We start from the raw sequence: 25,548 nt of genomic DNA, 5'->3' as shown, positions 1-25,548 counted from the left end.
AACTTAAATAAAAAGGGCACGGCGAACCGTGCCCGAAGAGAGATTAGAAGCGGAAGGTCGCGGTAGCCACAACCTGACGTCCTGCTCCCCAGTAGCATGCGTATTCGCTATAGCAGCTGGAAACGTACTCGCGGTCAAAGATATTGTTCACGTTAACGCCAACTGAAGAGCCTGGCAGCCCAAAACGCGCCAGATCGTATTTCACCGTCGCGTCCGCCAGCGCGTAACCCGCGACGTTAAACGATTCGTAGGCTTTCGGAGACGTTGAGGAGTAGTAGGAAACGGTGTTGCCGATATAGCGCGCACCCGCCCCCAGCGTCAGACCGCTCAGTGCCGTCTCGTGGAAGGTGTAATCCGCCCACAGAGAGGCCATGTTACGTGGCACTTCCGCCGGGCGGCGGCCTTCAAACCAGGTATCGTGAGTGTATTTCGCATCGGTGAAGCTGTACGAGGCCGTCACGTTCACATTGGCTGATACGGCCGCTTTCGCTTCCAGCTCAACACCACGGGAACGAATTTCGCCCCCTTGTACGCTGAAGCCGCTGGTCGGGTTGGCCGGATCGGCCGTCAGATTATTGTTTTTGGTCAGCTGATACACCGCTGCCGTGACCACAACAGGCAGATCTTTCGGTACGTATTTCACACCGGCTTCATACTGCTTGCCGCGTGCCGGATCGAACGGTTTTCCGCCCTGAGTGGTACCCGAAATCGGTTCGAATGATTCGCTATAGCTGAAGTACGGCGTGATACCGTTGTCGAACAGGTAGTTAATCCCGCCACGCCAGGTGAATGCCTGATCGTTAATTTCCGCGGTAGTACCGGTAGTACGGGTCAGCGCAGAGGTTTTCGCAAAATCATAGCGACCACCCATTGTCAGTACCCACTTATCCCACTCAGCCTGATCCTGAGCGTACAGACCAGTTTGTTCCTGACGATTAAGCACTTTGTACAGGTAGTAAACATCGACGTTCGGATTGCCGTACGCAGGCTTTGTCATGCTGATCGGATCGGCAGTACCGTAGTCTGCGTTGATGTCATTACGCATACGAAGGTAATCGACCCCGGTTAAGAGGGTATGATCCACAGCGCCGGTCGCGAATTTTGACTGGAGCTGAGTATCCACGGTGAACGAGTTGAGATCTTCGTCTGAACGTACATACGCGCGGCTGATTTGCGCCGGGGCAATATAGCCGTTGCCGTAGACGGAACGATACAGCGTGTTGATTTTGGTGTAGCGCAGGTTTTGACGCAGGGTAAAGGTGTCATCAAACGCATGCGAGAAGCTGTATCCCACCATTTTCTGGCGACGGGCGATCTTGTTGTCCTCTTCCCCTTCGTTGAAATTGGTCGGCAGCTTGTGCGCTTTACCGTTGGCATCATAGTAAGGCACAACGGTACCTTCCCGCGGCAGCCAGCCGTAATAGCCCGCATCCGGATCGCTCTGGAAGTTGCTCAGGAAAGTGAAATCGGTTTTATCGTCAGGACGCCAGCTGAAAGCCGGTGCAATGGCATAGCGGGTGGATTTGGCCATCTCCTGCTGCGCATTTTCACTACGGCCCAGACCGGTCAGGCGGTATGACCACACGCCGTCATCATCAATTGCATCGCTAAAATCAAACCCGGTCTGCCACAGGTTATCGGTGCCCATCTTGAACTGAATTTCTTTCAGCGGCTCAGTGGTCGGTCGCTTGCTGACCATGCTCACAACACCGCCCGGATGGCTTTTGCCGTACAGTACAGATGTTGGGCCACGCAGCAGCTCCACGCGCTCAAGGAAGTACGGATCCATGGACGCTTCAGAATAGTTATCGCCCTGCAGCTTCATCCCATCGAGATACTGGTTGGTATTCACGGTGCTGGAAGTGGTGAAACCACGAATCGACACCACATCATATGTCGTTGAGGCGCCGCGGGTGGCAAAAACGCTCGGCGTATAAGCCAGCGCTTGCTTCACCGTTCCCGGCTGCTTCATGTCAATTTCTTCACGCGTGACGACGGAAATCGACTGCGGCGTCTTTTCTATAGGTGTATCGGTCTTGGTTGCCGTTGCGGTACGTTTCGCCGCAATCGTTGGTGCAGGCCCCCAGGCACTTTCCTGTGCAGCCGGAGCGGCAGTGACAGTGATGGTTTCTTCTTTTTTCGGGGTTTCGGCAGCATGGGTATAAGCAGACATGCCTGCAACCGCTGTGGCTACGACAACTGCGATTTTACGCAGCGACGTGTTAATTGGCTGAGCAGTATTGGAAAGCGCCATGGTGTATCTCTGATAGAAAAGTGAATGATAACGTAAACGAGAATTATTATTATGACCGCAGCATAATAGGCGAAACGTTGGCTGCATAGCAAGCAGGAAGCGGCCCTACGAGAATTAAGGGTTTAAGAAATAACCAGGAGAAAACGAAGGGTTAATCAGAATTAAAACGAGGGTTAATAAAATGGGGAAAACGGGTAAAAAAATCCCCCCTTTCGGGGGGACCTTGAACGGTTAGTTACCGCCGAACATATCTCTAATCCAGCCCGCGACACCGTCGCTGTCTTTCTTCTCGTTCTGCTGCTGCGGCTGTTGTTGTTGCTGCGGCTGCTGAGGCTGAGAAGACTGGTCGAACGGGTTGCCCGTCGGCTGCTCTGGCTGGCTCTGCTGGCACAGGGAATCCGGGTTCGTTGTCCAGACAGGCAAGCTACGCATACCGCCGCCACAGACAAAGTTTCCGGAACTGTCCACGCCCATATCCACGATATCCTCCGGCGCAACCAGGTTTAGCGGCACCGGAGACTGATTCGCCAGATAACGCTGGTAAATCGACATCGCCCCGCTCGCACCATACAGTTTGGTTGGCTGGTTGTTGTCGCGGCCCACCCAGGTGATCACCACTTCACGACCATCGATACCGGCAAACCAGGTATCAACGTTGTTGTTGGTCGTCCCGGTTTTGCCCGCCAGATGCAGGCCCGGATACTTCGCCCCCAGCTGACGGCCGGTACCACGCTGCACAACCTGCTGCATCGTCCACAGCGTCATGTAGGCTGCCTGCGCCGGAACGGCGCGTTCCGCCTGCGGGAAGCTCTGATACAGCACGGAGCCATCTTCGGCAATCACCGAGCGCAGGGCTGACAGCGGTGCACGGTTACCACCGCTGGCAATGGTCTGGAACGCCTGTGCCACTTCGATTGGCGTCAGGTTTAACGCCCCCAGGATCATGGCTGGTACAGGGTGCAGCTGATCTTTAGCGACGCCCAGCTTCTGCCATGTATCAACTATCGCAGGCAGACCCAGTGCCATCCCAAGGTTTACCGTCGGCACGTTCATGGAGCGGGTCAACGCATCCACCAGCATTACCTGGCCGCTGAACTGTTTATCATCGTTCTGCGGTGACCAGACCTGGCCGTTAGGCTGACGCAGGGAGATCGGCGCGTCGGCAATCCAGGTATTCAGGCGATAAAGATTTGGCTGGCTCAGGGCAGTGAGATAGGTTGCTGGCTTCGCCAGTGAACCGATCGAACGACGCGCCTGCATAGCACGGTTGTAACCTGCAAACTGCGGCTCAGCCCCGCCCACCATCGCACGGACTTCACCCGTGTTACGGTCAACCACCACCATCGCGGTTTCCAGGTCGCTCAGCTTACGCTGTTTCTTCAGCGCCGGAATGCCCTCAACCGCCGCTTTTTCTGCCGCATCCTGCGCCACGGAGTCAAAGGTGGTAAAGATCTTCACGCCGGAGAGATCTTTCACTTTATCACCGAGCTTGCTCTGCAGCTCCTGACGCACCAGCTGCATAAACGCAGGCTGAGGCGAAATCACACCGCCGCGCGGCTGCACGCCAAGCGGACGTGCGCTCAGCATGTCGTACAGCTCCTGGTCAATCACCTGCTGTTGTTGCAGCAGACGCAGCACCAGGTTACGACGCTCCAGCGCCAGTTTCGGGTTACGCCACGGGTTATAGATGGACGCCCCTTTCACCATACCCACCAGCAGCGCCTGCTGGTCCAGGCTCAGCTCTTCCACCGGACGGCCAAAGTAGTACAGGCTCGCCAGCGGGAAACCGCGGATTTCGTTATCACCGCTCTGACCGAGATAGACCTCGTTCATATACAGCTCAAGGATACGATCCTTGCTGTAACGCGCATCCATCAGCACGGCCATGTACGCTTCGTTGGCTTTACGCCAGTAAGAGCGCTCGCTGGAGAGGAAAAGGTTCTTCACCAGCTGCTGGGTAAGCGTACTTGCCCCCTGTACCGTACGGCCCGCCGTCAGGTTGGCCAGCACCGCACGACCAATGGAGTAGAGGCTGATACCATCGTGCTCATAGAAGTGACGGTCTTCGGTTGCCAGCAGCGTATCCACCAGCAGGTCCGGGAAACCGTTACGGGCGACGAACAGACGCTGTTCACCGTTCGCCGAAGAGAGCATGGTGATAAGACGCGGATCGAGACGGAAGAAACCGAACTGGCGGTTGTTATCCATGTTCTCGATGGTTTCCAGACGATCGCCGTCAAAGGTCAGACGCGCACGCACCTGCCCCTCTTTGCTGTCCGGGAAATCGAACGGACGACGGATCATCTCAATGCTTTTCGCCTGCACGGTAAATTCGCCAGGACGCGTCATTTTCGACACCTGACGATACTGGGTGGCCTCCAGCAGTTTCACCATCTCGTTCTTGCTGATCGACATGTCAGGCTCAAGGTTCACCATGCGGCCATACACTGCCGCCGGCAATTGCCAGACTTTTCCGTCGATACGGCTGCGGATCTTCTGATCCAGATAAACGCCGTAGATCGCCATCAGTACAACAAAAACAATGAACAGCTTCAGCAGCAGCCAGAACCAGCCGCGTTTACCCCGAGGCTTACGTCCTTTGCCTTTTCCTTTACGCGGCATCGGTTCTTCATCCTCATAATCGTCTTCATAGTCATCGTCATAGTCCTCATCTCTGAGGCGACGACGGCTCACCTTTTCTTTGGCCGGACGCGTTGGTTTTCCCTTACGCCCAATTGGCTCGCGGTCATTCCCCGCCATGCTTTTTCTCCGCAACGTTCAGGCGCAAAGGCCCGATTCTCATTTCTTCCACTGACCTGTGAAAGAAGAAATCTCTCAAAGTTTGTTTTCTCCCTCTCCCTGTGGGAGAGGGCCGGGGTGAGGGCATCAGGCCGCACTCCCCTTTTACGAATATTTCTTCGTCCGCCGTGTCGGCGCGGTGTTCGCCGGATCGTCCGGCCAGACATGTTTGGGATAACGCCCTTTCATCTCTTTTTGCACTTCACGGTAGCTCCCCGCCCAGAATGCGCCCAGATCGCGGGTAATCTGCAGCGGGCGATGCGCAGGTGACAACAGCTCAAGCACCACGGCCACGCGCCCTTCGGCAATGGATGGCGTGGTCGCCTCGCCAAACATCTCCTGCATCCGTACCGCCAGCGCCGGTGGATTATCCTCGTGATAACGAATGGCAATCCGGCTGCCGGTCGGCACAGTGTAATGCCCTGGCAGTTCACTATCCAGACGTTGACGTAACGACCAGTCGAGTAAATTCTGTAACGCGACCTTAACATCAAGCGCTTTTAACGCCCGCAGCGAGTGTACACCGCTCATTTGCGGCAGGAGCCAGGTTTCCAGCGACGCAAGTAACGTGTCATCATCCACCGCCGGCCAGGCATACTCGGGCAACCAGCGCGCGGCGCAGTGCAGACGAATACGGTACTGCTCGGCCTCCGGGGTCCAGTTCAGAACACCTAGTCCTTTTTCCCGGATACCGTTCAGCATTGCCTGGTGCAGCTCCTCTTCCGATGGCTTTGCCAGCGGCTTCGTCCCCAGGGTCAGTTTACCTATCTGGCTACGACGAAATGCCTTCAGGGTACCCTGCGCATCATCCCACTCGACGATGTCGGACTGCTGAAGCAGCTGCGGACAGGCGCGCGTGAGGGCATCGATATCCACAGCCACGGCCTGCAAAATTCGGGCATCGGGCGAGTGACTACCCTGCAACAAGAGCGGCGCAATCAGCCATTCATGGCGCGTCAGGGCGTCATCGCTGTCCAGCATAGCCCCCATGCCGTTTGCAAGCTGGTAGCGTCCATCCAGCCCGCGACGACGCGCAATCCTGTCGGCAAATGCCTGCGCCAGGAGAGGCGCAATGCTGTCAGCGTCCGGCGTACCACCACGGCTGTTAAGCCGTTTACAGAGCTGCTGCGCGCGCTGCTGCCAGTTCCCCTGATTACGTGAAAAGGCCTGCACCAGATCGCAATTTGCACCACGAGGCGGCTCCTCAAGGATAGCCGCCAGTTTCGCCGCCGTAGCAATTTCATCATCCCCCTGAGCGGACACCAGCATCGCGGCCAGCCGGGGATCGTTACCCAGCGCGGCCATTTTCTGCCCACGTGATGATAGCCTTTCGCCGTCCAGCGCCCCTAGCTGGGTCAGCAACGCGCGCGCCGCCGCCAGGTTTACCGCGGGAGGTGCATTGAGCCAGGTTAACTGCGCGGGATCGGGGCAACCCCACTGCAACAGTTCCATGATCAGCCCCGAAAGATCGCTTTGTAAAATTTCCGGCGTGCTCTGCACAGCCGCGCGTTCGGCCTGTTCTGCACTGATGAGATGCAAACAGATGCCTGGCTCAAGACGCCCGGCACGGCCAGCTCGCTGAACCATCGACGCCTGGCTGATGCGTTGCGTCAGCAGCTTTGTCAGCCCGGTGCGCGGGTCAAAACTGGCTACTCTCTCCTGGGCGCTGTCCACCACCAGGCGAATGCCTTCAATGGTCAGACTGGTTTCGGCAATATTGGTGGCCAGTACCACTTTACGCTGCCCCGTCGGCGCGGGAAGGATGGCCTTGCGCTGGTCACTCAACGACAGTGCGCCGTAGAGCGGGCAGAGCAATACGTCGCTGCCCACCCGGGCGGCAAGCTGCTCCTGCACCCGCTGGATTTCGCCAACGCCCGGCAAAAACAGCAGCAGCGAACCGGATTCCTGACGAAGCAAATCAGCCGTGGCGATCGCCACCGCTTCATCGAAACGCTGATGGGCAGGAAGCGGCTGATAGCGGCGCTCAACCGGAAACGCGCGCCCTTCGGAGGTGATGACCGGCGCATCCGGTAACGTCTGCTGTAGCCGCTCGTTATCCAGCGTGGCCGACATGATGAGCAGTCGGAGATCGTCCCGTAACCCCTGCTGGACGTCCAGCAACAGCGCCAATGCCAGATCCGCCTGCAGGCTGCGCTCGTGGAACTCATCCAGAATCACCAGCCCGATGCCGGACAGTTCCGGATCGTTTTGCAGCATACGGGTGAGGATCCCTTCGGTCACCACTTCAAGCCGCGTGGACGGGCAGACGCAGGTTTCGGCGCGCATACGGTAGCCTACCGTCTCGCCCGGTTTTTCATTCAGCAGTTCCGCCAGGCGCTGCGCCACGTTGCGCGCGGCCAGCCTGCGCGGCTCCAGCAGGATAATCTTCCCGCTGATAATGCCTGCGTTGAGAATGTGCAGCGGTAGCCAGGTGGATTTACCGGCACCCGTAGGGGCGTTAAGTAAAACCTGCGGGGCATCCTGCAAGGCAGCGAGCAGTTCAGGAAGGACGACGGCGACCGGCAATGAGGACACTAACAGCTCCAGAGGGTTAACATTAGTCGGCGTACATTGTAGCATCGGCGCATATCATTACCGAGTCCCCTGTATGTCTGAGTCGAAACGACTGTTTTTCGCCATTGAGCTGCCCGCGCCGATCCAACGGCAAATTGTTCGCTGGCGCGCCGAACACTTCCCGCCCGAAGCGGGCCGCCCGGTTGCTGCGGCAAACCTCCACCTGACGCTGGCTTTTCTGGGCGACGTCAGCGGCGAGAAACAGCGCGCCCTGGCGGCGATGGCCGGTCGGATTTCCCAGCCGGGATTTACGCTGACCCTTGACGATGCGGGGCAGTGGCTCCGCTCCCGCGTCGTCTGGCTGGGCACGCGCCAGCCGCCGCGCGGATTATTACAGCTTGCGAATATGCTGCGCGCCCAGGCGGCACGTAGCGGCTGTTACCAGAGTCCGCAGCCGTTTCATCCTCACATTACGCTACTGCGCGATGCCGGTCAGGCCGTTGCTATCCCGCCACCGGGCTTTCACTGGGCCTTTCCGGTAACCTCTTTCGCGCTGTACGAATCTTTTTTTTCACAAGGACGCACCCGCTATACGCCGCTCCAGCGCTGGACGCTGGGCGATACCCTAAGGAATTCTGATGAAGTTTAGTCCTGCACTGCAACACGCCACGCTTATTCAACGCTACAAGCGTTTTCTCGCTGATGTCGTCACCCCTGAAGGGGAGCCGTTAACGCTGCACTGCCCCAACACCGGGGCAATGACAGGATGTGCGACACCGGGTGACACGGTCTGGTATTCCACTTCAGAAAATACTAAACGCAAATATCCTCACACCTGGGAAATGACGCAAACCCAACAAGGGGCTTTTATTTGCGTTAACACCCTGCGCGCGAATCAATTAGTTAAGGAGGCTCTGACTAACGGAACCCTTCCCGAACTGGTGGGTTATGGCACCCATAAATCTGAAGTGAAATATGGCGATGAAAGCAGCAGAATTGACTTTATGTTACAGGCGGAAGACCGTCCCGAGTGCTATATTGAAGTCAAATCAGTCACGTTAGCGGATCAGGAAAACGGCTATTTCCCGGATGCGGTCACGCTACGGGGACAAAAGCATCTGCGGGAGCTGATGAGTGTTGCGGCGGCGGGCAAACGCGCCGTACTGCTGTTTGCGGTTTTGCACTCAGCCATTGAACGGTTTTCTCCAGCCCGCCATATTGATCTCAAATACGCGCAATTGTTGAATGAGGCACAAAAGCAGGGGGTAGAGGTTTTGGCTTATAAAGCGGAACTTTCTGCCGATAATATGACTCTGAGATCCTCTCTTCCCATTGTCTTATAAGGGAATAGACGATTGACGAATAAGTGTTCTGGCCGCGTGCGCAAATACGCTTTTCCTCACAGGCTTGTCAAGTGTTACGTTTAGATAATTGCCATACGGAAAAGCATCTGCTATTTATAGCGACCTGATTTTTCCCCCAACACGGGGATCGATAGTGCGTGTTAAGGAGAAGCAACATGCAAGAAGGGCAAAACCGTAAAACATCGTCCCTGAGTATTCTCGCCATCGCTGGGGTGGAGCCGTATCAAGAGAAACCGGGCGAAGAGTATATGAATGAAGCCCAGCTGTCGCACTTCAAGCGTATTCTTGAAGCATGGCGTAATCAACTCAGGGATGAAGTCGATCGCACCGTTAGTCATATGCAGGATGAAGCGGCTAACTTCCCGGATCCGGTAGACCGTGCCGCTCAGGAAGAAGAGTTCAGCCTTGAACTGCGTAACCGTGACCGCGAGCGCAAACTGATCAAAAAGATCGAAAAAACGCTGAAGAAGGTCGAGGACGAAGATTTTGGCTACTGCGAATCCTGTGGTGTTGAAATTGGCATTCGTCGCCTGGAAGCGCGTCCGACCGCCGATCTGTGCATCGACTGTAAAACGCTGGCAGAAATCCGCGAAAAACAGATGGCGGGTTAATCCCGGTCCTGTTTACCCACTCCAAAGGCGGGAGTCTCTCCCGCCTTATTACTGTTGATATGTCTGAATCTCACTATATCGGGCGCTTCGCGCCATCCCCCTCCGGTGAATTACATTTCGGCTCGTTAATTGCCGCTCTCGGCAGCTACCTGCAGGCTCACGCACGCCTGGGTAAATGGCTCGTCCGCATTGAAGATATTGATCCTCCACGTGAAGTTCCCGGTGCAGCAGACACCATTCTGCGTCAGCTGGAACATTACGGTCTTCACTGGGACGGCGAAGTTGTCTGGCAATCAACACGTCACGACGCCTACCGGGAACGTCTGGCCTGGCTCGCTGAGCAGGGGCTCTCATATAACTGCACCTGTACCCGCGCGCGCATACAGAGCGTGGGGGGCGTCTATGACGGCCACTGCCGCACGCTCAACCACGGCCCGGAAAACGCCGCCGTTCGTCTGATCCAGCGTGCCCCTGTGCTCCACTTTAACGACCTGCTCTCTGGCGACATTCATGCGGATGAACGGCTGGCGCGGGAAGATTTTATTATCCACCGCCGTGACGGGCTGTTTGCCTATAACCTGGCGGTGGTGGTGGATGACCACTTTCAGGGCGTCACCGAAATTGTGCGCGGAGCCGATCTGGTTGAACCTACGGTGCGGCAAATAGCGTTGTATCACCAGTTTGGCTGGACGGCACCGGATTACATTCATCTGCCGCTGGCCGTCAACGAGCGGGGCGATAAGCTGTCGAAGCAAAACCACGCCCCCGCCCTGCCAGATGGCGATCCGCGCCCCGTTTTGATCGACGCGTTACGATTTCTCAACCAGAATGTAACCAACGAATGGCAGGATCTTTCCATTGACGAATTGCTGAAACTGGCCGTTGCCACCTGGTCGCTCACGAGCGTGCCAAAAATCCAGCATTCTCAAATGCGTTGCGCTGAGCTATGATTAGCCGCTTTTTTCATAACAAAACACACTACGAGGTGTACCATTTTTACCCGAGTCGCTAATTTTTGCCGTAAAGTGCTAAGCCGCGAAGAGAGCATGGCGAATGACGCTATTGCGCAACCACAGATGTCGGTTATCCCGCGTGAGCAGCACAATATTTCCCGCAAAGATATCAGTGAAAATGCCCTCAAGGTGCTCTATCGTCTGAATAAAGCGGGCTACGAGGCCTATCTCGTTGGCGGTGGAGTACGTGATTTACTGCTGGGCAAAAAACCCAAAGATTTCGACGTGACGACCAGCGCCACGCCCGAACAGGTGCGTAAATTATTCCGCAATTGCCGTCTCGTTGGTCGCCGTTTCCGTCTGGCACACGTCATGTTTGGGCCGGAAATTATTGAGGTGGCGACGTTCCGTGGTCACCACGAAGCGGGCGCATCCGATCGCACAACTTCCCAGCGTGGCCAGAACGGTATGCTGCTGCGCGACAACATCTTCGGTTCGATCGAAGAAGATGCCCAGCGTCGCGATTTCACCATCAACAGCCTTTACTACAGCGTGGCGGATTTCACCGTGCGTGATTACGTCGGCGGCATGCAGGATCTGAAAGAGGGCCTGATTCGCCTGATCGGCACGCCGGAAACCCGGTATCGCGAAGATCCAGTGCGTATGCTGCGCGCCGTGCGTTTCGCCGCCAAGCTGGATATGCGCATCAGCCCGGAGACGGCAGAGCCGATCCCGCGTCTGGCGACGCTTATCAATGACGTACCGCCAGCCCGCCTGTTCGAAGAAGCGCTCAAACTGCTGCAAGCCGGTCACGGATTTGCCACCTATAACCTGCTGCGCGAATACAACCTTTTCCAGCCTTTATTCCCGTCCATTACCCGCTACTTCACCGAAAATGGTGACAGCCCAATGGAACGCATGATTGCGCAGGTGCTGAAGAATACCGACACCCGTATCCGCAACGATATGCGCGTGAACCCGGCGTTCCTGTTTGCGGCGATGTTCTGGTATCCGCTGCTGGAAACGGCTCAGCGCATTACCCAGGAAAGCGGCCTCGCCTATTATGACGCTTTTGCCCTGGCGGCAAACGACGTACTGGACGAAGGCTGCCGTACGCTGGCCATTCCGAAACGTATTACCACGCTGGTGCGCGATATCTGGCAGCTTCAGCTGCGTATGTCCCGTCGTCAGGGCAAACGCGCCTGGAAGCTGATGGAGCATCCTAAGTTCCGCGCGGCCTTTGATCTGCTCTCTCTGCGTGCTGAAATTGAACGCAACCAGGAGCTGCAGCGTCTGGCGCAGTGGTGGGCCGAGTTCCAGGTCTCCGCACCGCCGGAGCAGAAAGACATGCTCACTGGCCTTGATGAAGAGCCGGCGCCGCGTCGTCGTCACCGTCGTCCACGCAAGCGTGCACCGCGTCGCGAAGGCACGGCATGACCCTCGCGTATATCGCTATCGGCAGCAATCTTGCCTCTCCTCTGGAGCAGGTTAATGCTGCCGTTCAGGCGCTGGGTGAGATCCCCCAGAGCCGCATTGTGGCGATCTCCTCGTTTTACCGTACACCGCCGCTCGGCCCGCAGGATCAGCCTGATTACCTGAACGCCGCCGTGGTGCTGGACACCGCGCTGGATGCCGAAACGTTGCTGGATAACACCCAGCGCATTGAGCTGCAACAGGGTCGCGTGCGTAAAGCAGAGCGCTGGGGGCCACGTACCCTTGACCTCGACATCATGCTGTTTGGCAACGAGGTGATTAACACATCACGCCTGACGGTGCCGCATTACGACATGAAAAATCGCGGATTTATGCTCTGGCCGCTGTTTGAAGTCGCCCCCGATCTCACCTTCCCGGACGGCATCCCGCTCAGGGAGATCCTGGACAACCTCCACGCAGAAAAACCCGCTCGCTGGTAAGCCTGTGCCCCCGCGCATTAGCCACAAAATAATTGTGGCTAATAGACGACCTAAAATCATTGTTCCCTCGAATGTTACTGTTAGAATGCGCAAAGATTCGCTTTGGGTTATCAGGAAACAGTATGAAACCAACCACCATCTCCTTACTGCAGAAATGCAAACAGGAAAAGAGACGCTTCGCCACCATCACCGCATATGACTACAGCTTCGCCAAACTGTTTGCCGAAGAGGGGATCAACGTCATGCTGGTCGGGGACTCGTTAGGGATGACGGTACAAGGACATGACTCTACCCTGCCGGTCACGGTCGAGGATATTGCTTACCACACCCGAGCCGTGCGCCGTGGTGCACCTGCCTGCCTTCTGCTTTCCGATCTGCCGTTTATGGCCTACGCCACGCCGGAGCAGGCTTTCGACAATGCGGCGGCCGTGATGCGCGCAGGTGCTAATATGGTCAAAATCGAAGGCGGCGCCTGGCTGGTGGAGACGGTAAGAATGCTCACCGAACGCGCCGTGCCGGTGTGCGGACATTTGGGCCTTACGCCACAGTCCGTCAATATCTTTGGCGGTTACAAGGTGCAGGGCCGCGGTGATGCCGCGCAGGCGCTGTTTGACGATGCCCTCGCGCTGGAAGCGGCGGGCGCACAGCTGCTGGTGCTGGAATGTGTACCGGTTGAGCTGGCAAAACGCATCACCGACGCGCTGTCTATTCCGGTCATCGGGATTGGGGCTGGCAACGTGACCGACGGTCAGATTCTGGTGATGCACGACGCCTTTGGCATCACCGGCGGCCATATCCCGAAATTCGCCAAAAATTTCCTTACTGAAGCGGGCGACATGCGCGCCGCGGTCAGGCAGTATATTGCCGACGTCGAATCCGGTGTTTACCCGGGTGAAGAACACAGTTTCCATTAAGGAGTCTCGTTGTGCTAATCATTGAAACCCTGCCGCTGCTTCGCCAGCATATTCGCCGTGCACGACAGGAAGGTAAACGTATCGCACTGGTCCCGACCATGGGTAACCTGCATGACGGCCATATGAAACTGGTCGACGAAGCGAAAGCTCGTGCAGATATCGTGGTGGTCAGTATCTTCGTTAATCCGATGCAGTTTGACCGCGCGGACGACCTGGCGCGCTATCCTCGTACGCTGCAGGAAGATTGCGAGAAGCTGAAAAAGCGCCATGCGGACTTCGTCTTTGCGCCGGCACCTGCAGATGTCTACCCTCAGGGTACGGAAGAGTCAACGTACGTTGATGTTCCGGGCATTTCGACCATGCTCGAAGGGGCCAGCCGTCCAGGCCACTTCCGCGGCGTATCCACCATCGTCAGCAAGCTGTTCAACCTGGTGCAGCCGGACGTAGCCTGCTTTGGTGAGAAAGATTTCCAGCAGCTGGCGCTGATCCGTAAGATGGTTGCCGACATGGGTTATGATATCGAGATCGTGGGCGTGCCGATTGTACGTGCCAAAGACGGTCTGGCGCTCAGCTCCCGTAACGGCTATCTGACCGCTGACCAGCGTAAGATTGCCCCAGGATTAAGCAAAGTCATGAATACCATGGCAGAGCAACTGTCGGCGAAAGAGTTGACCGCTGAAGAGATCGTGGCCCTAGCTGAACAAGCGCTGAACGATAAAGGCTTCCGCGCTGACGATATTCAAATCCGTGATGCTGACACGCTGCTTGAGTTAACCGACGCCAGCAAGCGCGCGGTTATTCTGGTGGCTGCATGGCTCGGCCAGGCGCGCCTTATCGACAACAAAGTGGTTGAACTGGCATAACCTTCTTACCCTCCCCTCTTACAGGAGGGGTTAACGCATGATTAAAGGTACACGTAATGATTCGCAAAATGCTGCAAGGTAAGCTTCACCGTGTGAAAGTCACGCAGGCCGACCTGCACTATGAAGGCTCCTGCGCGATCGATCAGGATTTTCTCGACGCGGCGGGTATTCTTGAAAACGAAGCGATTGATATCTGGAACGTGAACAACGGCAAACGCTTCTCCACCTACGCGATTGCCGCAGAGCGCGGGTCTAAGATCATCTCCGTCAACGGTGCCGCCGCGCACTGTGCAGACGTAGGGGATATTGTGATCATCGCGAGCTTCGTCATGATGTCCGACGAAGAGGCGCGCCGCTGGCAGCCTAAAGTCGCCTATTTTGAAGGCGACAACGAGATGAAACGCACCGCGAAGGCGATTCCGGTGCAGGTTGCCTGATGCCGCCAGGAGCGGAGCCTTCAGGTTCCGCTCCTCAAAGGTAAAGAAAACATCCTTTTTTTGTATACATAGCCTCTCCTCTATTTATTTCCCCTATTTTCTCCTCTCTCAGCGTTTCTCTTGGTTTAAAAAAAACATTATTCTGAATGATATAATTAAAGGAATGATCTTTGTCATTTATAATCTAAACAATCCAATACAATTTGGCTGCAATAAAAATCGTCTCTCTCCGTTCATTCAAAAAAAATTTAAAGATCATTTTCAATAACTTATCAAACATTCAATTTTTCTAATAATGGCTTTTAGCAATTTTAAATACCCAACCCATTCATAGATCCCTATCATCATTTTGCTTAAATTAAATCTGTACAATGTTTTTTAAATGGAATTTAAATTATGTTAAAAAAAACGTTATTAGCTTCAGCTGTAACTTTGTTTGCAATGGGTTCTTTTTCAGCAATAGCAGACACCGATATCGGTTTAATCACCTTTGACGGTGCGGTAACAGACACAACGTGTAATATTTCCACCGCCAATGGCGAATCACAAAATAATATTACTATTACCTTACCGGTTGTTAAAAAATCTGATGTTGAATCAACCACCGTCGATACCGGTGTCGGCTCTAAAAATTTTGAACTGCTGCTCACCAACTGCCCAGGAACATTAAAGACTGCTTCAGCAAGCTTTATGTCAAAAAATATGGGTGCCATTGCAAACGGTACTATTGAACCTGACGCCAGCGTAGCAGGCGCAGCAACCAACGTTGCACTTGCCTTGTATAATAATGCCCCTACCGAATCTTCTCGTATTATGGTCGGCCAGCCTGCTAATAATACGCAGAAAGCCAATCTCACCGCCGGTTCCGGCAAGCTGTTCTACCGCGTTGCATACGTTCCGGGCTCCAACTGGGTGAAAGACACGAACCCAGTGCAGTCAGGTAAAGTCAGCGCCAACGCGTACTTCACCATGAGCTACGAATAATTTTATCCCTCCCGTTAATGTGCCCTGTTGGGCACATTTTTGCGTATTTATTGAGAGTTTACATGTACGTACTGAATATTAAGAGCGGATTAAAAGCCCTGCTGCTGGCCTCGATGAGCGTGTTTGCTCTTAACGCCAGTGCAGATATTGTGATTTCCGGCACCCGTGTCATTTATCCTGAATCGGCAAAAGACGTAACGGTGTCAATGGATAACCGTGGCACCCGGCCTCTGCTGGTACAGACCTGGCTCGATGATGGAAGAGATACCACTAACCCTCAGGAGCTGAAACTGCCTTTTATTGTGACGCCGCCTGTTTCGCGTGTTGAACCGCAAAAAGGGCAAACCGTCAGAATCACCTGGCTGGGTCAGGCATTGCCAAAAGATAAAGAGTCGCTGTTCTGGTTTAACGTTCTGGAAGTTCCGCCGAAGGCTAAGGAGAGCGATAACCAAAGTATGCTTCAGCTTGCTTTCCGCACCCGCATTAAACTCTTTTTCCGTCCCACTGGGTTAAAAGGGGAACCGACAGACGCGGCCAAAAATCTTAAGTGGTCCCAAACCCGACAAGGGCAAAAAATCGTTTTAAGTGCGAAAAATGATTCGCCTTATTATGTTTCGCTGGCAAGTGCGGCGCTTATTTCAGGCGGTAAAAGTTACGAGATCGAAACGCATTATATTGAACCGTTCTCAAGCCAGACGATGAATGTGAAAAATTACACCTCATCTGGAAATAGCAAAATAACCTGGCAAGCCATTAATGATTTCGGTGGAATTGATAAGTATGAGTCTATACCGCATTGATTCCCTGTCAGCTTCAGAACATTCACAAAAAGTATAATTAGCGTTGCCCTGGGACAGAGTTCATCATGCACTTTAGACGTTCGCTACTATGTTTATCGATAAGTGCGGTATTGCCGTTATGTGCATTTGCTGCTGAAAATAATAACGAAGAAGACGTGCAGTTTAACGAGCAGTTTCTTTATAACACTGGCGCATCCATTGATATCAGTCGTTTTTCAAAAGGCAACCCTGTTATTGCCGGAACCTATAAGGTGAAGATGATCGTTAACGGGAAACCTTCCGTTACCACGGATCTTCTGTTTAAGGAGAATGGCACACCGCGCGCCACTCCCTGCATCACCCCGAAACTACTCACGCAGGCAAATGTCACCACCGAGCAACTGAAACACCCTGAGGAGGATTCTGCTGACACCTGTGTCTCTATGCCAGACGCCTATCCCGGCTCGCGTGTGGCTTACGATCCCTCCACACAGGAGTTAGACCTTTCCATTCCTCAGGCTTTCGTCATTCAGCGTCCTGCGGGATTTGTCGATCCTTCACTGTGGGAAGACGGGATCCCGGTGGCCATGCTCTCATGGGATCTTAACGGCTGGCACGCAGACATGCCGGATTCCAGCACTGATACGGCCTATGCAGGTCTGCGCTATGGGGCAAACCTGGGGCCATGGCGACTCCGGGCGCGAGGCAACCTGAACTGGGATCAGGATTCCGGTACCCATTACGCCAGTCAGGATATCTATCTTCAGCGTGATATCACGCCGCTGAAAGCGCAGTTTATCGCCGGCGATTCCTATACCCGTGGCGACGCCTTCGATTCCATTAGCCTGCGCGGGGCGCGTTTGTATAACGATGACCGTATGCTTCCAAATGGTATATCGACCTATGCGCCGGTGATCCGAGGGGTTGCAAACAGCAACGCCAAAGTCACGATCGCCCAAAGCGGCAATACGATTTACGAAACCTCCGTCCCCCCAGGACCGTTTGAAATCACCGACCTCAGTACAACAGGTTACGGTAGCGATCTCATCGTCACGGTAGAAGAGACGGATGGGAGCAAACGTTCCTTCTCAGTCGCCTATTCTTCCGTCGCACAAATGCTTCGTCCTGGCTATTCCCGATGGGATGTCGGCGTGGGTGAACTGCGTGACGACAGCCTGCGTGACAAACCAAAGGTGGGATATGCGACGGGCTACTATGGCTTAACCAATACCTTCACGGGGTATGCGGGACTGGAATATACCGATAGCGATTTCTACGCCGCATTGTTGGGTATTGCCATGAATACCGGAGTCGGCGCATTCGCTCTTGATGTCACGCATTCAGATGCCCGGATAGACGGCTTACGACATCTCACGGGCGAAAGTTATCGCGTCTCCTACAGCAAACTTATGGAAGCCACGAATACCTCTTTCAACGTCGCCGCCTACCGGTTTTCAACGTCTGACTATCTCAGCCTGAACGATGCGGCCTCGTTGACCAATGAGATCAAATACCGTGACAGGGAGCGTAACCCGGAACGTAACAATAGCGACGTGTATCAGACCTTCCAGCGCATGAAAAACCAGATCCAGGTGAATATCAGCCAACCGCTGAATATTGCCGATCTTGATTTGGGATCGCTGTATGTCAACTCAACCTGGCAGGACTACTGGAATGAAAGCAGTTCGTCGGCGCAATACTCGGTTGGCCACAGTCATTCGTTAAGCTGGGGAAGTTATAGCCTCACCGTGCAGCGCACCTACAATGAGTTTGGGGAAAAAGATGACAGCGTCTATCTGAACCTCACGATTCCATTCGACACGCTGATGGGTAACAGCAAGCGAGCGGGTGGATTCTCCTCACTCACGACGGGCATCGGCAGCGATTTAAAAGGCGGCAGTAGCTTTAACGCCAGCGCCAATGGCAACACCGAAGATAACCGTTTCAGTTACAGCATTACCGAAAGCACCACGCGTTACGACGATACGTTAAATCAGTTAAGCGGGTACGGCAGTTACAACGGCCCGCATGGACCGCTAAGCCTTTCCGTCTCCGCCTCAGATGACGGTACACGACAATATTCTGCCAGCTATAGCGGCGGAATGGTTCTGCACTCGGGTGGCGTAACACTTGCTCCAGGCAGCATCAGCGAAAGCGATACGCTTGCCTTAATTAAAGCTGAGGGGGCAGAAGGCGCCCGCGTCTCTATCGGTAACGGTGAAATCGGCGCCTCAGGCTATGCCCTTATGCCCTATCTGTCCGCTTACCGTGAAAACAGCGTTGGTCTTGATATCAGTGAAATGCACTCTGACGTGGAAGTGAAAAATACCCGCTCCACCACCGTTCCCCGTAGCGGTGCCGTTGTGCTGGTTAACTTTGAAACCGATCAGGGGCGCTCAGTGTTAATGGAACTGATGCGTGACGATGGCGGGTTTATCCCGTTAGGCGCCGATGTGCAAACCGACCAGGGCGTATCCGTGGGTAGCGTGGGTCAGGCCGGGCAGGCCTGGATCCGCGGAATTGAAGATAAAGGGACGTTAAACATCGTCTGGGGAAATGAGCCCGGCACATCCTGTACCGTCTCCTACCACATCCCACCGGATGCGAGAAAGATTGGACCGACAACGCTGCTGACGGGCCAGATCTGCCGCGTCACAGCCTTATAAAGGGAGTTAAAACATGCTTTTTAGAGCCTGGAAAAAAACAGGGTTAGTTATTTTAAGCACGGGGCTAATGGCGCTGTCGCTGGCAACACACGCCGATAATCTCGATATTACTTTTACCGCGAATATCCGTGACACCACCTGCGATATGAAAATCGAAGGCGGCAGCGGTGATGGCACCAGCAACGTTATCCCCATTGGGACTAACGGCAAGGTGCGCCTGGATTACATCATCCTGAAAAATGCCAAAGCCACGACCAACTTTAAACTCAAAATGGTCTCATGCCCGCCGAGTCTGGCATCGCTGAAAACCACCATCAGCGGTAGCGCCAGCCCGCTGACGACGGCCATTAAGAACTCACTTTCCGGCGATGGCAGTGCGGAAAATATTGGCGTGGCGATTTCCCGTACCGCCACCCCGAATACCCCCTTCGTCATTAATTCATCCACCGATACACAGCGCCTCGTCTGGTCGAGCGGAGAGATAAGTGCTGGCGAGGTACCACTTCTGGCGACGCTGGTGGAAACCGCAAACGGCCAGGGCACGACCGGCAATTTTAGCGGTATCGCTACGTTTAATTTCACCTATGAATAACTGGCAGCAATGCGGAGCGTTGATATGAAAATGAAAATGACATTACTGGTGCTTGCAATGACTGCCACCCTGCCTTCCGTTGCGTTAAGTGCGATTACGGGGACGACGAGCGTGCAGGCAACGTTTACATCCACCATAGAGGCCGGGACCTGTAACGCGGAGATTCAAAACGCCAGCGGAGCCCCGATTGACATTTTGCCGTTTGGCGATGTGTTTAAGTCTGACCTGGTGAGCCAGAGCCGACGAGAAACCTTCAAAATCGCCTTCACGAACTGTGCCGGGGTAAAAAACGCCGCCATTCAGGCCATGCCGGGTGCAGGCGGGTCGTGTACCGGTAACGCATATGCAGCCGGGCATAACGTCGGCTTTGAAATCTGGAAAGGCTCTGTCGACTCAGGCTCCATATTGAACTGCGCCACTGTCCCGACGTCTGTCATCAACCTGTCTAACGGGACGGGGAATTTTGAGATGGATGCGCGCATCGTCATTGCAAATGGTAAAACGATTTCGGACGTGACGACAGGTTCGGTCAATGCGCCCGTGACGTTTACCGTGACCTATCAATAATGTTTATTCAGACAGGTAGCTTAAACAGGATGTTCCAGTCCCGCTTAATCTTAAGAAATGCGATGTCATGGCTGGCCCTCTGCATGGGGTTTCCCGCAGCGGGTTTTGCCTCCAGCCTGGAAATGGATATGACGGCAAATATTATCAACAATACGTGCCAGGTCAGTATTCCAGAAAGTGGAAACGTAACGCTGCCAACGGTGGGAAAAACGTGGTTTTATACCGCGGAGGGCACCGATCGGCTTCAACCAGCAGACCCCGCGGGAGGAACACGCTTTATGATTCAGGTTGAGGACTGCAGCGGGGATGAATCGGGATCCGGACAAGCGCTGTACTTTACCTTTAAACCGCAGTCTGCCCAAATTGATGGGATTTCAAAACAGATATTCAGTAATGAAACATCCGCCCTTGCTGGCGGCGCTGAAAACGTGGGGATTGTTATTTTTTCTGAATCCAATAATCAAAACGTCCTCGACAGCGAGGGGCAGTCTGATGTGGAGGTCAAAATAGCGACCCCATCAGACCAACAAAGCTATTTGAAAGCGTATAACTTTTACGCCCGCTACCAAAATTACGGCCCGGTCAGCGCAGGAAAAGTGACCGCGCGCGCATTAGTCAGCGTGACATATCGCTAACAGGCAACGCTAAAAAGGAACAATTATGGCACAGCGTCCTGGGATAACTGTTTCCCCACGTTTTAACGGTTTTATCATTTTATTTATGTTTTTAACCATGAACGCTTTTTACGCCCATGCAGATATTGAGTGTAAATTTCGATTTGGCGACACGCAGTCCATCGGCGACTTTAATGGCGCAAAGCCGACTCTGCAAATCGTGGATAATGTCGCTGTTCCTACAAAAATCAGCTCGCTATATCGCCTGAATCTGAGCCCCGGATTAAGTAGTAAATGCACGATAGGAAAACATGGCGAAAACATTTTCACCCTGGCAGACGCCAGTCTGTTAGTCGGCAGTATTGATGGTAAAGCTTTATTCAAAACCAATGTAACCGGAATAGCCTATGCTCTGGCTTTTGGCACAGTAGACAATACCGCCACGGCCTATTTCGCTCCCAGTACGAGCTGGTTTCTTGCATTACACATGAATGACCAGGATGAGCTGCTGGATAATCGCGCCTGGCGGGTCATGGTCGAATTTTACCAACTTCCCACGTTTGCCGGTATTCCTGCTAACGTAGTATCTATTGGCCCGGTTGGTGGAACAATTGGAAAAATTACCATTGGAGACCCGGTGGGATCCGATCCAGACGATCATCCCAAACCGACCATTACCATAGCTAATATGGCCTTCATTACACCAATAGAAAAACCCACCTGCACGCTCACGGCTCCCAAAACCGTAGACCTGGGGGATTATGGTGTATCCGATATCGAGAACGATAAAACCATAAACGCCGATTTTGGGGTGACAGGGAATTGCACCAACACCCGTAAAGTCACCGTGAAGTTGACCACCAGTAAAACAACCGGGACCGATGGCTCATTACTCGCCAACACCGCATCGTCGAACGCGGCAAAAGGCGTGGGCGTGTTACTGTTGTGGCCGAACAACAAGCAGATAGTGCCTAATTCAACTAGCAGCTTTACCGCACAAGAGAACACTACCCTTGCCCTATTCAGCTGGTTACTTACGGCCCGGTTAGTTAAGTCTGGTACAGAAAAAGTCACCTCAGGCACGTTCAGCGCCATCGGCACCCTGCAGTTCACCTACGAGTAGCTTAGCCCTGCGGCTGGTTGCTGATCAGCCGCGACATGGTCTCCAGCGAATCCGTTCTTAAGATGTACAGGCGTTTCAGTAAGAACGGATTATCCCCCGGCTTGACCTTCCCTTTTACCGTTGTCACTGCGAGGTGAAAACCGGCGTCATTCGCGGCTTTTATGGCTTTATTGTCATAGCCACCAAACGGATAAGAGAGATACAGCACGCGCGGGTTAAACTGCGCCAGCGCCCGGCGCGAGCGTTCGAAATCAAACAAAATCACGTGGTAGCTGCGGCTCAGTAGAATCGGATGCTTGTTACCATCCACGCGGTGCAGGAAATGCGTGTGGGACTGAATATCAAACACGTCCTGGATGCCCTTCAGCTCCTGAACGCTCATAAACTGCAGTGATTTCGGATCCCACTTCTGCGGATGCCGCTTAATGCGGGATGAGATGATAAACGCCGTGGCGTTAAACCCGTACTCTTTCAGAATCGGGTAAGCATAGCGGCTTACGGATTTCAGTCCGTCATCAAATGTGATCACTACCGATTTGGCCGGCAGGTTCAGTTTGTTACGTACATACCCTTCCAGCTGATACATCGTCAGGGTGGTATACCCCTGGTCACGCAGCCAGGCCATCTGGTTATTGAACGCGCGCACGCTGGTGGTGGTAGAGGTATGCCGGAAGCGCGTGTTCTCTTCATCACGCAGAATATGATGGTAGGTCAGCACCGGGAGGCCATTATCTTCCTGCGCGTCCAGGCTGCTGATCCATGCCAGTCGGTTGCCGATACGGATCTGGTACCACGTCTGGTTTAAGCGGTCTTTGAGTTTGCTTAAAACCGGATACCGAAGATTGGCGCTCAGCGTACCGAATGGCGCACTGCCGCTGGACGGCGCGTTGTAGACCGGTGTGTCTTTCCAGGTGATCAGGTTTTGATTACTGAGCGGCTTATTAAGATCGCCAAGGCTGTCCTCAACGCGCTGCTTTCCCTGCACCTGCTCCAGATGGCCTTTATCGATAAATCCTGTCCCGAAGCCGAAGCGAAACTCGTAATAATCCGCAGCGGTAGGCACAACGGCAAGGATCTGTCCGGCTCTGACATGGCCGACGTTAACGACCTCGTTTCCCACCTGCGCCCAGATAGCCGCATCTTCAGTGGTTTGCATGTACTGGGCTGGAAGACCTTGCTGACTTAATAAACTGGCTGATGCCCCGCCAGAGAAAACCAGCAGGCACAGGAACAAAATACGCGTGAACATGTATGTGATATCGGTACGAATAAACTGGTGCCATTGTAACAAATGCACCATCAATACCAATGTTTAATTCTTATACAGGTCGTGAAGAAGAACGAAGGGGGGATTTTTCTGCTGCTGATGCCACAAGCTGCTGACGCCCGGCTTACCCTGCGCCACGATGGCATCGCGAAACTCTGCGCTGCTTAATAATTCACGCCGTGGATACATTAACTCAAGCAGGGGAAGATCAATACCGGAGATCACTTCGCAGCAGTCGTGTTTGTGGCTCAACAGAGCGGCCGCGCGATACGGCGCAGCGCCAGATTTATCGGTAAGAAAGATAACGCCTTCGCCAGTGTCGGTTTCATGCAGGGCATCGCACATCATCCGGCTCAGCATGTTGGTGCTCAGACCTTGCCAGTAATTCACCGCACGACACTGCGCCAGTGGACCAAACCTGGCTTCAAGCTTTATCAACATCTCCTGCGCCTGTTCATCGTGGCAGGTAATGACCCATCCCAGCATAACTCTCTCCTTAGCAGGCGAGTAGTTTAGCGAAGTGAAGATTAGCTTACGGTGATAACAGTCAAAGAAAAGGCCCGGCAACCCGAAAGTCACCGGGCGGAAGGTTAGCTGCGCAGTCCGCGTCCGCGCTGGATTAAGTACCAGCACAGCAGGTAGAAGGCGACGATAAACACCACCAGCACCGCAGCGGTAGTGAACAGCGGTACGTCAGTAATGCCGAGGAAGCCGAAGCGGAAACCGCTGATCATGTAGACAATCGGGTTCAGGTGCGACAACGCCTGCCAGAACGGCGGCAGCAGCGTCAGGGAATAAAACACCCCACCCAGATAGGTCAGCGGCGTCAGCACAAAGGTCGGGATCAGGCTGATATCGTCAAACGTTTTGGCAAACACCGCGTTCAGCAGACCGGCAAGCGAAAACAGGATCGCCGTCAACAGCAGCGTCAGCCCCACGAACAGCCAGGAGTGCACCTGGAACGGCACGAAGAACAAGGAGATAGCCGTCACCAGGATCCCGACGCACAGGCCGCGCGCTACACCACCGCCGACGTAACCCGCGATGATCACATGCGTTGGCACCGGTGCCACCAGCAGCTCCTCAATGTTGCGCTGGAACTTAGCGCTAAAGAAAGACGAAGCCACGTTGGCATAGGCGTTGGTGATCACCGCCATCATGATCAAACCCGGAACGATAAACTGCATATAGGTAAAGCCATGCATCTCACCAATGCGGGAACCAATCAGATTACCGAAGATGATGAAATAGAGCGTCATGGTGATCACCGGCGGCACCAGGGTTTGTACCCAGATGCGCATAAAGCGGTTAATCTCTTTCGCCCAGATGCTTTTCAGCGCGACCCAATAAAGATGCGTCATGCCTTGTCTCCTTGTTTATCCTGCACCAGAGAGACAAACAGCTCTTCCAGTCGGTTCGCTTTGTTACGCATACTTAAAACCTGAATGCCCTGGGCACTCAGCTGGGAGAAGACGCTGTTAATGCCCTGTTCCCGCAATACTTCCACCTCCAGCGTGGAGGTGTCGACCAGGCGATACTGGTACCCTTCAAGCTTCGGCAGCGCGCTTTTTGCCGCCAGATCCAGAATGAACGTTTCTGATTTGAGCTTCGAGAGCAGATCCTTCATTGAGGTGTTTTCCACCAGCTCGCCGTTCTGAATGATGCCGATGTTGCGGCACAGCATTTCCGCTTCTTCAAGGTAGTGCGTCGTCAAAATAATGGTGGTGCCTTTGTCGTTGAGATCTTTCAGGAACCCCCACATTGAGCGACGAAGCTCAATATCTACCCCAGCGGTGGGCTCGTCGAGGATCAACAGTTTTGGCTCATGCATCAGCGCACGGGCAATCATCAGACGCCGCTTCATGCCGCCAGACAGCATACGCGCACGTTCGTTACGTTTTTCCCATAGATCAAGCTGCTTCAGGTACTTTTCGCTGCGAGCTAACGCTTCTTTTCGCTCAACGCCGTAGTAGCCCGCCTGGTTGACGACGATCTGCTGCACCGTCTCAAACGGGTTGAAGTTGAACTCCTGCGGTACCAGACCGAGCTGACGTTTGGCGTTGACCACATCTTTTTGCAGATCGTAGCCAAACACGCAGACCCGGCCAGAGGTCTTATTGACCAGCGAGCTGATAATGCCGATGGTCGTCGATTTCCCCGCGCCGTTCGGCCCCAGAAGCGCATAGAAATCCCCCGCTTCTACTTTGAGATCTATCCCGCGTAGCGCCTGAACGCCGCCCGGATAGGTTTTTTTAAGCTGCTCAAGCTCCAGTGCAATCGCCATGAATTAAACTTACCTTAGGTTCTGACACACGTTGTGTGGTTTCATTAAAA

23 protein-coding genes are annotated in these 25,548 nt (G+C 54.1%); 16 read left to right on the top strand and 7 right to left on the bottom strand.

The annotated features are described in order from the left end of the window. Positions 1 to 43: 43 nt before the first annotated feature. The 3 genes from fhuA to hrpB form a co-directional block, all read right to left on the bottom strand. Positions 44 to 2,254, bottom strand: a complete 2,211-nt coding sequence (gene fhuA, locus EQV24_RS17740; RefSeq protein ID WP_038981238.1) for a ferrichrome porin FhuA — start codon at positions 2,252 to 2,254, stop codon at positions 44 to 46. A gap of 231 nt (positions 2,255 to 2,485) precedes the next feature. Beyond that, positions 2,486 to 5,014, bottom strand: a complete 2,529-nt coding sequence (gene mrcB / locus EQV24_RS17735) for a bifunctional glycosyl transferase/transpeptidase (protein ID WP_029883630.1) — start codon at positions 5,012 to 5,014, stop codon at positions 2,486 to 2,488. Positions 5,015 to 5,158: 144 nt separating this feature from the next. Next, on the bottom strand, positions 5,159 to 7,588 hold the full coding sequence (gene hrpB, locus EQV24_RS17730) for an ATP-dependent helicase HrpB (RefSeq protein WP_061771480.1): 2,430 nt from the start codon (positions 7,586 to 7,588) through the stop codon (positions 5,159 to 5,161). A gap of 73 nt (positions 7,589 to 7,661) precedes the next feature. Here hrpB and thpR point away from each other — a divergent pair, with 73 nt between their 5' ends. From thpR to EQV24_RS17650, 16 genes are all read left to right on the top strand, one after another. Beyond that, a complete protein-coding gene (thpR, locus tag EQV24_RS17725) occupies positions 7,662 to 8,216 on the top strand; it encodes an RNA 2',3'-cyclic phosphodiesterase (RefSeq protein WP_061771479.1) in 555 nt (184 codons plus the stop codon). Next, positions 8,206 to 8,910: a DNA/RNA nuclease SfsA gene (gene sfsA / locus EQV24_RS17720; protein ID WP_130626892.1), complete on the top strand. Its 705-nt coding sequence runs from the start codon at positions 8,206 to 8,208 to the stop codon at positions 8,908 to 8,910. Before thpR ends, sfsA begins: the two co-directional genes overlap by 11 nt. Before the next feature lie 176 nt (positions 8,911 to 9,086). Beyond that, complete coding sequence (dksA, locus tag EQV24_RS17715) at positions 9,087 to 9,542, top strand: RNA polymerase-binding protein DksA (protein ID WP_013095632.1); 456 nt, start codon at positions 9,087 to 9,089, stop codon at positions 9,540 to 9,542. Positions 9,543 to 9,601: 59 nt separating this feature from the next. Further along, on the top strand, positions 9,602 to 10,492 hold the full coding sequence (gene gluQRS, locus EQV24_RS17710; protein ID WP_061771478.1) for a tRNA glutamyl-Q(34) synthetase GluQRS: 891 nt from the start codon (positions 9,602 to 9,604) through the stop codon (positions 10,490 to 10,492). Positions 10,493 to 10,534: 42 nt separating this feature from the next. Continuing rightward, positions 10,535 to 11,932: a polynucleotide adenylyltransferase PcnB gene (gene pcnB, locus EQV24_RS17705; protein ID WP_072193776.1), complete on the top strand. Its 1,398-nt coding sequence runs from the start codon at positions 10,535 to 10,537 to the stop codon at positions 11,930 to 11,932. Beyond that, positions 11,929 to 12,408: a 2-amino-4-hydroxy-6-hydroxymethyldihydropteridine diphosphokinase gene (folK, locus tag EQV24_RS17700; RefSeq protein WP_047352019.1), complete on the top strand. Its 480-nt coding sequence runs from the start codon at positions 11,929 to 11,931 to the stop codon at positions 12,406 to 12,408. Before pcnB ends, folK begins: the two co-directional genes overlap by 4 nt. A 122-nt stretch (positions 12,409 to 12,530) precedes the next feature. After that, entirely contained in the window at positions 12,531 to 13,322 is a 792-nt protein-coding gene (gene panB, locus EQV24_RS17695) for a 3-methyl-2-oxobutanoate hydroxymethyltransferase (RefSeq protein ID WP_013095628.1), read from the top strand. An 11-nt stretch (positions 13,323 to 13,333) separates the two neighbouring features. Then, positions 13,334 to 14,185, top strand: coding sequence for a pantoate--beta-alanine ligase (gene panC / locus EQV24_RS17690; RefSeq protein ID WP_013095627.1), 852 nt, complete (start codon positions 13,334 to 13,336; stop codon positions 14,183 to 14,185). A gap of 56 nt (positions 14,186 to 14,241) precedes the next feature. Continuing rightward, positions 14,242 to 14,622: an aspartate 1-decarboxylase gene (gene panD / locus EQV24_RS17685; protein ID WP_003856284.1), complete on the top strand. Its 381-nt coding sequence runs from the start codon at positions 14,242 to 14,244 to the stop codon at positions 14,620 to 14,622. A 396-nt stretch (positions 14,623 to 15,018) separates the two neighbouring features. Next, positions 15,019 to 15,606 (top strand): fimbrial protein, encoded by a 588-nt coding sequence (locus EQV24_RS17680; protein WP_058679366.1) that lies wholly within the window; start codon positions 15,019 to 15,021, stop codon positions 15,604 to 15,606. A gap of 62 nt (positions 15,607 to 15,668) precedes the next feature. Next, positions 15,669 to 16,406, top strand: a complete 738-nt coding sequence (locus EQV24_RS17675) for a fimbrial chaperone (RefSeq protein WP_013095625.1) — start codon at positions 15,669 to 15,671, stop codon at positions 16,404 to 16,406. Between the two features lie 65 nt (positions 16,407 to 16,471). Then, positions 16,472 to 19,051, top strand: coding sequence for an outer membrane usher protein (locus EQV24_RS17670; RefSeq protein WP_061772964.1), 2,580 nt, complete (start codon positions 16,472 to 16,474; stop codon positions 19,049 to 19,051). 13 nt (positions 19,052 to 19,064) lie between these two features. After that, positions 19,065 to 19,643, top strand: coding sequence for a fimbrial protein (locus EQV24_RS17665; protein WP_061772965.1), 579 nt, complete (start codon positions 19,065 to 19,067; stop codon positions 19,641 to 19,643). A 24-nt stretch (positions 19,644 to 19,667) separates the two neighbouring features. After that, a complete protein-coding gene (locus EQV24_RS17660; RefSeq protein WP_058650414.1) occupies positions 19,668 to 20,210 on the top strand; it encodes a fimbrial protein in 543 nt (180 codons plus the stop codon). A 29-nt stretch (positions 20,211 to 20,239) separates the two neighbouring features. After that, complete coding sequence (locus EQV24_RS17655; RefSeq protein WP_130626891.1) at positions 20,240 to 20,845, top strand: fimbrial-like protein; 606 nt, start codon at positions 20,240 to 20,242, stop codon at positions 20,843 to 20,845. 25 nt (positions 20,846 to 20,870) lie between these two features. Next, positions 20,871 to 21,947: a fimbrial protein StkG gene (locus EQV24_RS17650; RefSeq protein ID WP_061772093.1), complete on the top strand. Its 1,077-nt coding sequence runs from the start codon at positions 20,871 to 20,873 to the stop codon at positions 21,945 to 21,947. Position 21,948: 1 nt separating this feature from the next. Here EQV24_RS17650 and EQV24_RS17645 read toward each other — a convergent pair whose 3' ends face one another. The 4 genes from EQV24_RS17645 to EQV24_RS17630 form a co-directional block, all read right to left on the bottom strand. Then, positions 21,949 to 23,196, bottom strand: coding sequence for a polysaccharide deacetylase family protein (locus EQV24_RS17645; RefSeq protein WP_061773063.1), 1,248 nt, complete (start codon positions 23,194 to 23,196; stop codon positions 21,949 to 21,951). Positions 23,197 to 23,259: 63 nt separating this feature from the next. Next, positions 23,260 to 23,700, bottom strand: coding sequence for a PTS sugar transporter subunit IIA (locus tag EQV24_RS17640; protein ID WP_029883643.1), 441 nt, complete (start codon positions 23,698 to 23,700; stop codon positions 23,260 to 23,262). Positions 23,701 to 23,804: 104 nt separating this feature from the next. Next, on the bottom strand, positions 23,805 to 24,575 hold the full coding sequence (locus EQV24_RS17635) for an ABC transporter permease (RefSeq protein WP_130626890.1): 771 nt from the start codon (positions 24,573 to 24,575) through the stop codon (positions 23,805 to 23,807). Next, complete coding sequence (locus tag EQV24_RS17630) at positions 24,572 to 25,498, bottom strand: ABC transporter ATP-binding protein (RefSeq protein ID WP_013095616.1); 927 nt, start codon at positions 25,496 to 25,498, stop codon at positions 24,572 to 24,574. The genes EQV24_RS17635 and EQV24_RS17630 overlap by 4 nt, the downstream gene beginning before the upstream one ends. Positions 25,499 to 25,548: the final 50 nt, after the last annotated feature.

This window comes from Enterobacter sp. A8 (assembly GCF_004296595.1).
GTDB lineage: Bacteria > Pseudomonadota > Gammaproteobacteria > Enterobacterales > Enterobacteriaceae > Enterobacter > Enterobacter cloacae.
Note: the sequence above shows the minus strand (reverse complement) of the source record. Positions and strands in the feature narration are given on the sequence as shown.